At 73.6% G+C, this 13,662-nt stretch carries 11 protein-coding genes; 7 read left to right on the top strand and 4 right to left on the bottom strand.

The features are described 5' to 3' along the window. Nucleotides 1-30 precede the first annotated feature (30 nt). Nucleotides 31-792, bottom strand: a complete 762-nt coding sequence (locus ASF78_RS12815; protein WP_082495024.1) for a type 1 glutamine amidotransferase — start codon at nt 790-792, stop codon at nt 31-33. A gap of 181 nt (nt 793-973) precedes the next feature. Here ASF78_RS12815 and ASF78_RS12810 point away from each other — a divergent pair, with 181 nt between their 5' ends. The 6 genes from ASF78_RS12810 to ASF78_RS12780 all read left to right on the top strand — a co-directional run bounded on the left by ASF78_RS12810 (nt 974) and on the right by ASF78_RS12780 (nt 6,570). Then, nucleotides 974-1,708 (top strand): response regulator transcription factor, encoded by a 735-nt coding sequence (locus ASF78_RS12810; protein ID WP_056589788.1) that lies wholly within the window; start codon nt 974-976, stop codon nt 1,706-1,708. Beyond that, the gene (locus tag ASF78_RS12805) at nt 1,705-3,204 is read left to right on the top strand and encodes a cell wall metabolism sensor histidine kinase WalK (RefSeq protein WP_056589785.1); all 1,500 of its coding nucleotides are present in this window, start codon (nt 1,705-1,707) and stop codon (nt 3,202-3,204) included. The genes ASF78_RS12810 and ASF78_RS12805 overlap by 4 nt, the downstream gene beginning before the upstream one ends. A gap of 43 nt (nt 3,205-3,247) precedes the next feature. Then, nucleotides 3,248-4,015 carry a hypothetical protein gene (locus tag ASF78_RS12800; protein WP_056589782.1) on the top strand — a complete coding sequence of 256 codons (768 nt, stop codon included), beginning with the start codon at nt 3,248-3,250 and terminating at the stop codon, nt 4,013-4,015. Between the two features lie 280 nt (nt 4,016-4,295). Further along, nucleotides 4,296-4,586, top strand: coding sequence for a WXG100 family type VII secretion target (locus tag ASF78_RS12795; RefSeq protein ID WP_056589779.1), 291 nt, complete (start codon nt 4,296-4,298; stop codon nt 4,584-4,586). Nucleotides 4,587-4,700: 114 nt separating this feature from the next. Further along, on the top strand, nt 4,701-4,976 hold the full coding sequence (locus tag ASF78_RS12790) for a DUF4031 domain-containing protein (RefSeq protein ID WP_056589776.1): 276 nt from the start codon (nt 4,701-4,703) through the stop codon (nt 4,974-4,976). A gap of 103 nt (nt 4,977-5,079) precedes the next feature. Next, nucleotides 5,080-6,570, top strand: a complete 1,491-nt coding sequence (locus ASF78_RS12780; RefSeq protein ID WP_156374154.1) for a hypothetical protein — start codon at nt 5,080-5,082, stop codon at nt 6,568-6,570. Nucleotides 6,571-6,676: 106 nt separating this feature from the next. Here the strand turns inward: ASF78_RS12780 and atzF are convergent, their stop codons facing one another. The 3 genes from atzF to ASF78_RS12765 form a co-directional block, all read right to left on the bottom strand. Beyond that, nucleotides 6,677-8,560 (bottom strand): allophanate hydrolase, encoded by a 1,884-nt coding sequence (gene atzF / locus ASF78_RS12775; RefSeq protein WP_235518558.1) that lies wholly within the window; start codon nt 8,558-8,560, stop codon nt 6,677-6,679. 20 nt (nt 8,561-8,580) lie between these two features. After that, the gene (gene uca, locus ASF78_RS12770; protein WP_056589766.1) at nt 8,581-12,183 is read right to left on the bottom strand and encodes an urea carboxylase; all 3,603 of its coding nucleotides are present in this window, start codon (nt 12,181-12,183) and stop codon (nt 8,581-8,583) included. A gap of 131 nt (nt 12,184-12,314) precedes the next feature. Next, a complete protein-coding gene (locus ASF78_RS12765) occupies nt 12,315-12,914 on the bottom strand; it encodes a TetR/AcrR family transcriptional regulator (RefSeq protein WP_200940601.1) in 600 nt (199 codons plus the stop codon). A gap of 84 nt (nt 12,915-12,998) precedes the next feature. On the opposite strand from ASF78_RS12765, the gene ASF78_RS12760 reads away from it, so the two are divergent. Then, nucleotides 12,999-13,577 (top strand): hypothetical protein, encoded by a 579-nt coding sequence (locus ASF78_RS12760; RefSeq protein WP_056589760.1) that lies wholly within the window; start codon nt 12,999-13,001, stop codon nt 13,575-13,577. Nucleotides 13,578-13,662 lie beyond the last annotated feature (85 nt).

Raw genomic sequence — 13,662 nt, 5'->3', positions numbered from 1 at the left:
CCCCCAGGGGTCGGGCGCTCTGCTGTCTGCTCAGACGGAGACGGCCTCGGGCTCGTCGGCCTTCGCGCGGACGTGCGCGGCGAACGACTCGGCCAGCGTGCGACCCACGGCCACGACCTCGTCCTCGCGGGCGGCGTAGGCGGCCAGCACGGCGTCGGTGAAGCCGTCGTCGTGGCTGTCCGCCCAGCCGCGCAGCGTCTCCGCGCCCGCCTCGGGGTGGAACTGCACACCCCAGGCCGAGCCGATGCGGAACGCCTGGTACGGGTACATCGCCGACGACGCCAGCCAGACCGCACCGCGGGGCAGGTCGACGACGGCGTCCGCGTGCATGCTGGGCTGCGGGGTGCTGTGGCGGCTGTCCGAGAGCGCCGCGACCGCACCGACGACCGCGTCACCGGCGGCCTCGGGGCGCCAGCGCACGTCGACGATCCCGGACTCGCGCCCGGGAGGGGCCGCGACCTGCACGCGGCCGCCGCGCGCGGCGGCGAGCAGCTGGGCGCCGAGGCAGATGCCGAGCGTGGGGACGCCCTGGGTGCTCGCGTCGGCGAGCAGCGCGCGCAGCTCGGGGAGCCACGGTGCGGTGGCGTCGTCGTAGGTCGACATGTGCCCGCCGAGGACGACGAGACCGTCGCCGACCTCGCTCGCCACGGGGACGCTCTCACCGGCGAACGCCGCGACGATGCGCAGCTCGACGTCGCCGAGCCAGTCGCCGAAGCGGTCGAGGGGGACGTCGGGAGAGCTCTGGATGACGGTGACGACCGGGCGACGGTCGCCGTGCAGGGGGGTGGTCACGCGGAGACGGTACCCCCGTCGGCAGGTGCGTCGACAGGGAATGGCTGCCCGATCTGTCACCTTGCAGGTCAGTCGTCCATGTTTGCCGCCAGGTGAAATCTGTCACGCGAGCGCGTCACAACCGCCCGACCGTCCGGCATTCATCCAGCGAACTCCCAGTCTCCAGGTGGAGACTCGACCCATGTCGACCTCCCACCCGTCCGGCACGCCCGAGGCGCGTCTGCTCGTCGTCGACGACGAGCCGAACATCCGCGAGCTCCTGGCGACCTCCCTGCGCTTCGCCGGCTTCGAGGTCTACGCCGCCGCCGACGGAGGGTCGGCGCTGCGCCTCGCCCGCGAGGTCGAGCCGGACCTCGTGGTGCTCGACGTGATGCTCCCCGACATGGACGGGTTCACCGTCACCCGGCGGCTGCGCGAGAAGGGCCAGCACGTCCCCGTGCTCTTCCTCACCGCACGCGACGACACCGCCGACAAGGTCCAGGGCCTGACCGTCGGCGGCGACGACTACGTCACCAAGCCGTTCAGCCTGGAGGAGGTCGTCGCCCGGATCCGCGCGGTCCTGCGCCGCACCCGGCCGGGGCTCGACGACGACAGCAGCGTGCTGCGGTACGCCGACCTCGAGCTCGACGAGGACTCCCACGAGGTGGTCCGCGGCGGCCACCCCGTCGACCTGTCCCCCACCGAGTTCAAGCTCCTGCGCTACCTCATGCTCAACCCCGGCCGGGTCCTGTCGAAGTCGCAGATCCTCGACCACGTCTGGCAGTACGACTGGGGCGGCGACGCGAACATCGTCGAGTCCTACATCTCGTACCTGCGGCGCAAGATCGACCAGCTCGACGACGCCCAGGGCCGGCGCCTGCCGCCGCTCATCCACACCAAGCGCGGGGTGGGCTACCTGCTGCGCGAGTCGTCGTGACGGCTGAGGTCGAGACGGCTCCGCCTCGGCGGCGCGCGTTCGGGCTCGCACGCGACTGGTGGGCGGGAACGACGCTCGCGTCCCGGCTCGTCGGCATCGTCACCGTGCTCCTGGCGGTCGGCCTCGTGCTCGCCGGTGCCACCAGCGCTGCGCTCCTGGAGGGGACGCTGGTGGCGCAGGTCGACGCGAAGCTGCAGTCGGAGGGCAAGGTGGTCGCGGAGCAGCGGCTCAGCGAGCTCGACCTCACCGGCAGGTCCCTGTACACACCGAGCGACTACTACCTGCGGTACGCGGTGGACGGGGACGAGCTCCCGGTCCTGTCGGAGACGACGGAGGCGCAGTACGGCACGCCGGAGGTCCCGACCATCGGCATCGCCGAGGCGCGCGCCCGCCACGGCGAGCCCTTCACCGTCTCCTCGACGAAGCCGGGGTCCCAGTGGCGGGCCGTCGCCTACAACTTCTCGATGCGCGACGGCACCGTCGGTACCGCGGTCATCGCGCTGCCGCTGGCCGACATCGCCCGGACCGTGCGGCACATGAGCGTGGTCCTGCTCCTGAGCGGGCTCGGCATCCTGCTCCTCGGCGCCGCCGCGGGGACGTGGGCGGTCCGTCGCTCGCTCAAGCCGCTGCGGGAGATCGAGACCACCGCCGCCGCGATCGCCGACGGGGACCTCTCCCGACGCGTCCCCGCCGCCTCCGAGCACACCGAGGTCGGCCGGCTCAGCGCCGCGCTGAACGGGATGCTCGCCCAGATCGAGAAGGCCTTCGGTGCGCAGACCGCGTCCGAGGCCCGCATGCGCCGGTTCGTCGCCGACGCCTCCCACGAGCTCCGCACCCCCTTGGCCACCATCCGCGGCTACGGCGAGCTGTACCGGATGGGCGCGCTGACCACGACCGACCAGGTCGACGACACCATGCGCCGCATCGAGCAGTCCGCCACCCGCATGGGCGCGCTCGTCGAGGACCTGCTCGCGCTCGCGCGCCTCGACGAGGGCCGGCCGATGCGCACCGGCCCCGTCGACCTCACCGTGCTCGCCGCCGACGCGGTCAGCGACCTGCACGCGCTCGACCCCGCCCGGGCCACCCGGCTGGTCCCGCTCGTGGAGGGTGCCGACGGGGCCCCGTGCGTCGTCGTCGGCGAGGAGCCGCGGCTGCGGCAGGTGGTGGCCAACCTCGTCGGGAACGCCGTGCAGCACACGCCGCCCGGCACCCCCGTCGAGATCGCCGTCGGCCACCTGCCGTCCGGCGAGGGCGCGATCGAGGTGCGCGACCACGGACCCGGCATCGACCCCGAGCACGCAGCGCGGGTGTTCGAGCGGTTCTACCGGGTCGACGCCAGCCGCGGTCGCGACTCCGGCGGGGCGGGCCTGGGCATGGCGATCGTCGCCGCGATCGTCGACGCGCACGACGGCACGGTGCGTCTCGCGCAGACTCCCGGCGGTGGGACGACCGTCCAGATCGCACTCCCCGTTCCGGCACACGACCCTCAGGTGTGAGGGCTAACATGGCGGGTTCCTGCCGTCGGAGTAAGGCTGATCCATGGGCGTCCACGACGCACCGCAGTGGTTGTTGTCCGCATTCGTGCGCAGCGCCGTCGGGGCTGGTGCCACCGCCCCGACCGAGCAGATCCGCGACGCCGGTCAGGCGCTCGTGGACCGGTGGGGCTCGCCCGGGCGCTCCTTCCACAACCTGAAGCACCTGGTCGACGTGCTCGTCCGCGTCGACGAGCTCGTCGAGGAGACCCACCAGCCGGACGTCGTGCGGCTCGCCGCCTGGTACCACGGCGCGATCTTCGACGCCGCCGACCGCAAGGCGTACGCCAACCGCGGCGGCGAGGACGAGATCGCCAGCGCGCGCCTCGGCTACGACGAGCTGATCGCCCTCGGCGTCCCCGAGGCCCGCGCCCAGCGGGTGCACGACCTCGTCGTCGCCCTCGTCCGGCACGCCCCGAACCCCTCGGACTTCGACTGCGCGGTCCTGTGCGACGCCGACCTCGCGATGCTCGCCACCGAGCCGCAGAAGTACAAGGCGTACGTGCAGGACATCCGCACCGAGTACGCGCACCTGCCGCTCGAGGACTACGTGCGCGCCCGCGTCCGCATCATCCACAAGCTCCTCGCCCGGCCGTCCCTGTTCGTCAGCCCGCTCGGGTCGGCGTGGGAGGAGCCCGCGCGGCAGAACCTGTCCGGCGAGCTGCAGCGGCTGGAGAAGGAGCTCCGCGGGATCGACGCCGCCGCCGCGGAGGCCGCTGCGGCGGCCCCGGCCCGCGGCGCGGACGCGGAAGGCTCGAACGCAGCCCGCACCTGAGCTCACGCTCAGGCTCACGCTCACGCCGAGCTCGTCGCTCCGGGTCGAACTCGTCTGTTGCAACCGCCGAGCTCGGCTGCAACTGACGAGCTCGGCCGCAACTGACGAGCTCGGCTGCGGCCGTCGGTCAGCTCCGGGCGGTGTCCGTCGAGCCGCCCACAGCTCGCCCTCTCCGCTGCGCGTCCACCGGTGCTGACGTCGGGCCCCCGGCGGGCGGTCGCCGCTCCTACCGTCGTCGGTCAGGAGCCGGGACCGCCCGGCCTCACCGACGGAGGTCCCCATGAGCAGGTACGAGGTCGACAGTGCGCAGGTCGCGACGGCAGCGGCGAGCGTCCAGGCGCGCGCAGGCACGATCCGCAGCGAGGTCGCCGCGATGCACCGGCAGCTCGCCGAGCTGCAGGGCTCGTGGCGGGGCGCGGCGGCCACGGCGTTCACGGGCGTGCTGGCCGACTGGACGGCCACCGAGGCGCGTCTCGACGCCTCCCTCGCCCAGATCGTCGCCGCCATGCAGTCGGCGGCCCGCACGTACGCCGAGGCCGAGTCGCAGGCCTCCCGACTGTTCACCGTGTGACCTCGGGTGAGGACGCACCCACGCTCGGCCCGGACGCACCCGAGGCGGAGGCGCAGACCTCCCGCGTCCTCGTCACCTGTGTGACCACGGTCGGGACGCGCATACGCTCGGGCGGTGACCGTGCTCGTGGATCCTCCGATGTGGCCGAACCACGGCATGCTCTGGGGGCACCTCGTCAGCGACTCCTCGCTGGAGGAGCTGCACGCGTTCGCCGCCCGGGCGGGCATCCCGGCGCGCGGGTTCGACCGGGACCACTACGACGTGCCGGACCAGCGGATCGAGGAGCTCGTCGCCCTCGGCGCGGAGCTGGTGAGCGCGAAGGAGCTGATCCGTCGGCTGCGGGCGTCGGGCCTGCGGGTTCCCGCACGGGACCGCGTTCGGCACCGGTAGACCGCGCGGAGACGTCGCTGAAACCGCCCCGACCTGTAGGCGCGCGCTGCTAGCGTGTGCGCCGGTCCGGACGAGCGTCCGGGTTCACGAAGGGGGCGTCGTCGTGGGACTCAGGGGCAGGGCCGTCGCAACGGCCGCGCTGGTCGCGGCGACGTGCGCCGGGCTCGTACCGGCGACCGCCTCGGCGGCGGAGTGCGTCTCGACGGTGAGCGGGACGGTGCGTGACTCGATCACCGGCTCCCCGGTCCCGGACCTGACCGTCATGGTGATGGCGGCCGACGGGTCGTCGGGCGCCAGCATCGACAACCTCAACTACGTCTACACGAGCTCCACGGGGCAGTACTCCCTCCAGGAGGAGTGCTCCGACACCGAGAGCGTCGTCCTGGTGGACGCCGCCTGGGACGAGCCGTACGCGGGGCAGCAGTACGGGCTGCACGCGACGGACATCGCACGCGCGGCGACCTTCACGCTGCAAGGGCGCGTGCAGCAGGACGTCTTCGTGACGCCGGGCGGGCGCTTCGTCCCTGTCGAGCCTCGCCGTGCCTTCGACACCCGCAACGACCCGGGCGGCCCCCTGGGGCCGGCGCAGAGCCGACGGTTCGCGCTCGAGGGCGTGCCCGCCGACGCGACCGCGGTCGTGCTCAACCTCACCGCGACGCAGGGAAGCGCGCAGACGTCCTTCGTGTCGGTGGTGCACGACGACGAGTCCGGCGACCCGGGCACCCCCACGACGAGCGTGCTGAACACCGAGCGCGGCCGTGACGTCGCGAACCTCGTGACGGTCGGCATCGCGCCGGCCCGGGTGACCGGCCACACCCTTCCCGAGGTGACGCTGTACAACAACGCGGGCACGACGCACCTCGTGGCCGACCTCGCGGGCTACTACACGCCCAGCTCCGACGCGGGCTACGTGGAGCTCGACCCGGTGCGCGCGTTCGACTCACGCTCGTCGACGCCGGTGGGCGAGCGCGAGAGGCGTCGGGTGCCGTTGGGTGCGATCGCACCCGCGGGCGCGGTCGCGGCGATGGTGACGGTGACGACGACCAGGGCGAGCGCGGGCACGTCGTACGTGTCGGCGTACCCCGCGGGCGCGCAGGACGGCCCGTCGACGAGCCTGGTGAACGCCTACCGGGGCGACGACATCGCGAACCTGTCGATCGTCCCGCTCGGCGACGGCCAGGACATCGAGCTCTACAACAACGCGGGACGCACCGACGTGATCGTGGACGTCACCGGGTGGTTCGTGGAAGGCCAGGGGTCGATGTACTTCCCGCTGGACGCCAAGCGGGTGCCGGACCAGATCCGGCCCACGATCTTCCCGTCCCAGAGCTTCATCCTCTACCCGGAGACGTTCGGTCTCTCTTCGAGCGCCGAGGCCGTCATGCTCAACGTGACGACCTTCAGCGCGACGCGGCCGACCTACCTCAAGGTGTGGGGCTACGACCAGGAGGAGCCTGCGACGAGCGCGACCAACGCCCGCCCGGGTTCCAACGTCGCCGCCGCCGCCGTGGCCGGTTCGTGGATCGTGGACGTCTACAACTCTGGCGATACCTACGGGGTCATCGACGTCACCGGGTTCTTCGCGGACCGCTGAGCGCGCTCAATGACGGTTCCGCGCTGACAGGGGGAACGGTCCTCCGGGTGCAGGTGACGCGCCGTCTCCGGGCACCGGTGCACGGTCCGGGGCCGCCCTGCTGTGGTCAGAGCCCACGCCGGAGGGCCTCGACCCAGCCGCCGGACGACGTGATGTCGGCGCCGGCAGCGCCGGACTCGGCCGTGCAACCGAAGCCGACCACCCAGGCGCCGTCCGCGAGCTCCACCTGCCCCAGCGACATCGGCGCGGGCAGGCCCGCGAGCAGCCTGCCGAGCGCCCCGGGCGAGAGACGCCAGACCTCGCCCGCGATCGGGGCACCCGCCCCCGGGCCCGCTCGCACCAGGCCCGGCTTGCGAGGCTGGGTGTCGAGCGCGACCAGGCGGTAGGCGTCAGACGTGCGGACCGCGCGGACGAACCTCGCCCCGAGCTCCTCGAGCTCGGCGTTGAGCGGCTGGCCACGCAGGTGGGCACCGACGACGAGGACGTCGACACCGGTCCCGACGAGCGACCGGTCCACGTCCGGCGCGTCGTCGGCACTCGTGTCGTCGGCACTCGTGTCGTCGGCACTCGTGGCGTCGGCGCTCGCCAGGAGGCGGGCAGCCAGGTCGAGAGCCAGCTGGTCGTCGAACGCGCGGGACAGGACGGTGATCCCGAACGGTCCGCCGTCGGCCTCCCCGGCGGGGATCGCGACGGCCGCCATGTCGAGGAGGTTCACGAAGTTGGTGTAGGTGCCGAGGCGCCGGTTGATGGCCAGGGGGTCGGCCTGGACCGCGGCGATCGTCGGGTGCTCGGTGGTGGTCGGCAGCAGGAGCAGGTCGCAGCCGTCCAGGACCGCGGCGGCCTCGGCCTTGGCGGCGGCGAGGAGGGCACGGTCCGCGACGTACGCGTGCGCCGGGGTGTCGCGGCCGGACAGGATGATCGAGCGCACGGTGGGGTCGGCGTCGGGTGCGTCGGCCAGGAACGCCCCGACGGCCTCGTACCGTTCGGCGACGATCGCGCCGTCGTAGAGGAGCCGCGCGGCGGACAGCATGCCGCTGAGGTCGACAGTCCTGACCTGCGCGCCCGTCGCGACGACGGCCTGCACCGCGGTGTCGAACGCCGCTCGCCAGCCCGGCGACAGCGGTTCGAGGTCCTCGGCGCGCGGCACGGCGACGACGGGCACGGACCGCAGGCCGAGACGCACGTCGACCGGCCACGACCGGCGGGCGGGATCCGTCGGGTCGGCGCCGACCATCGTCCGGGTGGCGGCGACCCCGAGCTCGAGGTCGCGCGTGAACGTCGTGACGACGTCGTAGCTGCGGCACGCGGGGACGACGCCGGTGGTCGGGACGAGACCGAGGGTCGTCTTGATGCCGACGAGCGCTCCGAACGCGGCCGGGACGCGCCCGGAGCCCGCGGTGTCGGTGCCGATGCCGATGTCCGCGATGCCGAGCGCCACCGCGACCGCCGACCCGGAGCTCGACCCGCCCGAGACGCGGTCCGGGAGCGTGGCGTGCCGGACGGCGCCGAACGGGCTGCGGACGCCGACGAGTCCCGTCGCGAACTGGTCGAGGTTGGTCTTGCCGAGGATCACCGCACCGGCATCGACCAGCGCCTGCACGGCCGGCGCGCTCACCTGGGCAGGGCCGGGCCTGCCCGCGGGGTCGCTCGCGAAGGACGGGCACGCCGCGGTCGTCGGCAGCCCGGCGACGTCGACGTTGTCCTTGACGGCGAGCGTGAGCCCCGCCAGCGGCAGCACGGCACCGGCGGTGAGCCGGGCGTCGACCTCTCGGGCGGCGGCGGTCGCCGACTCCTCGGGCACGAGCGTGATCCAGACCTCGGGGCGGTCGACCTCGGCGATCCGGGCGTACGCGCGGCGCACCCGCGCCTCGGCGACACCGACGGCCGCGACGCCGTGCAGGTCCAGGCGACCCGGGGAGGACGCGCCACCGGCCGGCTCACCCACATCGACCGCTGCTGATCCCTCCGCCGTTCCGTCCGCTCTGGTCACGTCGCTCATCGTCGCCCGGCTCACGCGCCCACCGCCAGGATCGCCAGCGGCGCGCCGGGGGCGACGTGCTGCCCGGGCTCGACGAGGACCTTCAGGACGGTGCCGTCGGACGGCGCGGTCACGCCGAGCTCGAGCTTCATGGCCTCCAGGGCGATCAGCAGGTCCCCTTCCCTGACCTGCTCGCCCGCCTGCGCCTCGATCCGCCAGACGCTGCCGACCATCGGCGCCTCGACCAGCACGCAGCCGTCGAGCAGCTCGATCTCCCCGGGCCCGGAGCCGAGGTCGCCGCTGTGCGCCGGCTCAGCCTCGGCGGTGTCGAACTCGCCCGCGAGCGCCCAGGCAGCCCGCTCGTCGGCGAACGCGGCGGCCTGCCGCGCCTGGAACTCGGCGATGTCGTCGGCGTGCTCGGCCAGGAGCTCCAGGTGCTCGCGGTAGGAGAACGTGCCGTGCTCGACCTCGACGTCCAGGCGTCCGGCCGCGAACGCGTCGCGCTGGGCGAGCAGCTCGTCGGCGGCGACGGGGTGCCAGACGACCCGGTCGAAGAACCGGAGCAGCCAGGGCTTCCCGGGTTCGAACACCCCGCGCTGCCGGTGCCCGGACCAGATGGGCACGGTGCGGCCGACCAGCTGGTAGCCGCCGGGTGAGTCCATGCCGTAGACGCAGAGGTACTGGCCGCCCAGGCCGACGGTGTCCGCGGCGGTCCAGGTGCGCGCCGGGTTGTACTTGGTGGTCATGAGGCGGTGCCGGGGGTCGAGCGGGACGGCCAGCGGGGCGCCGAGGTAGACGTCGCCGAGGCCGAGCACCAGGTACTCGGCGGCCATCATCGTGTCGAACACGTCGTCGGTGGACGGCAGACCGTTGATGCGGCGGACGAACTCGATGTTCGACGGCAGCCACGGCGCCTCGGGGCGGACCCCGGCCTGGTACCGGGCGACCGCCTCGGCGATCACGGGGTCGTCGAACGACAGCGGCAGGTGGATGCGGCGGCTCGGGACCACGAGGTCCTCCGTCGCGGGCAGCGAGGCTTCGATCCCGACCAGGACGTCGACCAGCGCGCGTACCGAGATCACCGACGGGTCGACGTGCACGTGCAGGCTGCGCACGCCGGGCGTGATGTCGATGACGCCCGGGGTGCCCTTCAGTGCCTCGCCGAGCGCGTGCACGCGCATCCGCAGGCCGAGGTCGAGGACCATGGGGCCGTACTCGACGAGGACGTTGTCGTCGCCCCCGCGCAGGTACACGACGTCGGGATCGCCGGCGATCCGGGCCAGCACGCCGTCGTCACCGTCGGGGCCTGTGCGCACGTCGGGGCCGAGGTGCGCGGACGCGCGCAGGGCGTCGTCGGTGCGTAGGGCGTCGGCGGTGGCGTCGGGCACAGGGACCAGCCGGACCGTGTCGCCGGGGCGGATCTGGCCCATCTTCCAGCGGTGCCCGACGACGACCGTCAGCGGGCAGGCGAACCCGCCGAGGCTCGGGCCGTCGGGTCCGAGCAGGATCGGGGTGTCGCCGGAGACGTTGAGCGCGCCGACCGAGTACGGGTTGTCGTGCAGGTTCGACGGGTGCAGCCCTGCCTCGCCACCGTCGGGGCGCGCCCACTGCGGCTTCGGCCCGGTCAGGCGGATGCCGGTGCGGTTGGCGTGCGTCTGCACCTGCCACGTCGCGGCGTAGAACATCTCCATGTCCGCGGGCGTGAAGTACGACGGCGCGGGCTGCGGCCCCTCCTGGACGGCGACCTCCCACTCGTGCACCAGGTGCGGCCGGACGTCCTCCGGAACGGCGACGGGCGGCGGACCGAGCGGGACGCCGGGCACCAAGGTGTCGCCGACGACGAGCGCGCGCCCGGTGTACCCGCCGAAGCCGCCCATCGAGAAGGTCGACGCCGACCCGAGGTAGAGCGGCACGTCCAGCCCACCGCGGAGCAGCACGTAGGTGCGCAGACCGGCGTCGTGCGGCGCGCCGACGTCGAGGACACCGCCGGCAGGGACGGTGACGGGCTCCCACTGCGGGACGTCGACGCCGTCGACCGTGACGGGCGCGGGCGCCCCGGTCACGCACACGACCGTCTCGTGGCTGAACCGCAGGCGCGGCCCGGTGAGCGTGCACTCGAGCCCGGGCGCACCCTCGGCGTTGCCCAGCGCGCGGTTGCCCAGCCGGAACGACAGGTCGTCCATCGGCCCCGACGGGGAGATGCCGACGTCCCAGAACCCGAGCCGGCCCGGCCAGTCCTGGACCGTCGTCATGACCCCCGGCCGGACGACGTCGACGTACGGCTCGTCGTCGGTGACGCCCGAGAGCGTCCCGGTGGTGTGCACGGCGTCGATGACGTCGGGCAGGCTGACGGCCACGCGCAGCAGCGGGAGGTTCGTCTGGACCCCCGTGAACCGCGTGGCCGCGAGCGCGCGTGCCGACGCCCCGAACGCCGCGGTGCGGTCCGCCGCGTGCACGATCACCTTGGCCAGCATGGGGTCGTAGTGGCTGGTCACCTGCTGCCCGGTCTCGGCCCAGGCGTCGATGCGGACGGCCGGGTCCTCGGGGTAGACGACCTCGGTGAGCAGCCCGGCGCTCGGCTGGTAGTCCTTGCGGGGGTCCTCGGCGTACACACGGACCTCGACGGCGTGACCTTCGATGGCCGGCCCCTCGTCGGGCACCTCGTCGAGGAACGAGGAGTCGCCCTGCGCGAGCTGGAGCATCCAGGCGACGAGGTCGACGCGCGTCACGGCCTCGGTCACCGGGTGCTCGACCTGCAGCCGGGTGTTGACCTCGAGGAACGACGCTTCGCCGCGGTCGACGTCGTACACGTACTCGACGGTCCCCGCGGACCGGTAGGACACCGACGCCGTGAGCGCCCGGGCGGACTCGTGGAGCATCGCGCGGACGTCGTCGGGGAGCGCGGGTGCCGGCGCCTCCTCGACCACCTTCTGGTTGCGCCGCTGCAACGAGCAGTCGCGGTCGCCCAGGCTCACGACGCGTCCGGCGCCGTCGCCGAAGACCTGCACCTCCAGGTGCCGTGCGCGGGACACGAACCGCTCCAGGAACACCCCGGCGCTGCCGAAGCTCGCCGCGGCGAGCCGCTGCACCCGGTCGAACGCGGCCACGAGCTCGTCGGCGTCGGCACACGCCTGCATGCCGATGCCACCGCCGCCGCCGACGGCCTTGACCATGACGGGGTAGCCGACGACGGACGCGGCCGCGAGCGCCTCCTCGACCGACTCCAGCAGCCCGCTGCCGGCGACCAGCGGGACACCCGCCGCCTGCGCCGCCTCGCGCGCCTGGTGCTTGTCGCCGAACACCGACAGGTGCGCGGCCGTCGGCCCGACGAACGCGATGCCCGCCGCCTCGACCTCGCGGGCGAACTGCGCGTTCTCGGACAGGAACCCGTACCCGGGGTGGATCGCACCGGCGCCGGTCTCCGCCGCGGCGTGCAGCACGAGCTCGGGCCGCAGGTAGCTCTCGCTCGCGGCGGCCGGGCCGAGGCGCACTGCGACGTCGGCGAGCCGCACGTGCGGGGCAGCCGCGTCCGCGTCGGAGTACACGGCGACGGTCTTCAGGCCGAGGTCGCGCGCGCTGCGCAGGATGCGGACGGCGATCTCGCCGCGGTTGGCCACGAGCAGGGTGTCGAACACGGCGTCCCCCGGGTGCGGTCGTGCGTGGGCCGCGCCCCCGTCGGGCGCCCGGCGCGGGATGTATACACCCCGGTATCCGGCACGCTAGAGAGGCTGTGTTTCCCGGCCCACGCGCCCGCGTAAACGGTGCGTTACGCCTTGTCGTCCACGGTCAGCTGTGCAGCGACCGCGGCGACGTACTGCGTGAGCGTGGCCCGGTCGGGTGCAGGGAACGGCTCCTCGGCGACCATGACGTGGTGCATCGCCGCGCCGAGGAGGAAGCCGAACGCCTCGACGTCCACGTCGGCACGCAGGTCCCCGTCGCGCTGCCGTGCCGCGAGGAACTCCGTCATCACGGCCGCCCAGGACCGCGTGACGCCCGCGTCGACCGCGACGTGCAGCGACCGGTCCGGGCCGGGCAGCCGGCCGAGGTGGGCGACGAGCAGGGGCGCGTCCGAGGCTGCGTAGAGGTCGGAGAACTCCAGGAGCCGGTCGCCGAGGTCGCCGCCCGGCCGTACGGCCCAGTCGTCGAGGGCGCGGGCCAGCTCCCGGAGCGAACGCCACGTCAGCTCGCGGAGCAGCTCCTCGCGCGACGGGAACGCCTTGTACGACATGCCGACCGCCATGCCCGCCTCGGTCGCGAGCGCGCGCATCGTCAGCCCGTCGACGCCGTCGCGGGCGATCACGGTCCGGGCGTGCGCGAGGAGCGTCTCGCGCAGACCGTCGACGTCCAGAGGCGGTCGGGGGGTCACTGGTTCTCCCGTCGTTGACACCTGAAAATAACATGAACTAGCGTTCATGAACCCTTGTTCACGAATCGCGGGAGGCGTCCAGACATGAGCACCACACACACAGCCGTCACGGTCCGGTCGACGCCCGTCCGGGCCTGGGCACTCGTGGCCTGGGTCGCCCTCGGCGCAGCCACCGGCGTGCTCGCGATCCTGCCGGGCGGCGACGACGACGGCCTCACGAGCATGCAGCCGACGACGGTCATCGGCATCGCCGTGCTGGGCTACCTCGCCGCCGCGGTCGCCGGGCGGCGGTGGGTCGGATGGGTCGGCGCGTGGACGTTCGCGGTCCTCGTCGTGCTGGCCGGGCTCCTGGACTTCCCCCGAACCGTCCTCTTCGTCGCCTCCGGTGTGGTCCTCACCGGCGTGGGCCTCGTCCTGCGCCCCCGGCTCACCGTGCCCCAGGCACTCGCTGCCGGCGGCTACCTGGGTGTCGCCCTGGTCGCGCTCCTGCTCGCCCCCCGCGTCGGGCTGGCGATCGCCGGACTCGCACTGGCGGCGCACGTGGTGTGGGACGTCATCCACTACCGCCGCGAGGCCGTGGTCACCCGGTCGCTCGCCCTGTGGTGCATCGGGCTGGACCTGGTCGTCGGAGGCGCCTGTGTCGTCGCCGCCGTCGCCGGGTGAGCTGCTCAGCGCGCGAACGCCGTCGGCCGGGCGCGATGCCGGCCACATCGTGGCCGGGCCGTGGCCCAGCCGTGATGCACCGCAC

The organism is Cellulomonas sp. Leaf334, assembly GCF_001424195.1.
Lineage (GTDB): Bacteria > Actinomycetota > Actinomycetes > Actinomycetales > Cellulomonadaceae > Cellulomonas.
This window is presented reverse-complemented; position numbering and strand designations above follow the sequence as displayed.

Coding starts and splice junctions, on each gene's coding strand:
- ASF78_RS12795 (WP_056589779.1), top strand. CDS start 4,296: ATGAGCAGGTACGAGGTCGACAGTGCGCAGGTCGCGACGGCAGCGGCG.
- ASF78_RS12760 (WP_056589760.1), top strand. CDS start 12,999: ATGAGCACCACACACACAGCCGTCACGGTCCGGTCGACGCCCGTCCGG.
- ASF78_RS12800 (WP_056589782.1), top strand. CDS start 3,248: ATGGGCGTCCACGACGCACCGCAGTGGTTGTTGTCCGCATTCGTGCGC.
- ASF78_RS12810 (WP_056589788.1), top strand. CDS start 974: ATGTCGACCTCCCACCCGTCCGGCACGCCCGAGGCGCGTCTGCTCGTC.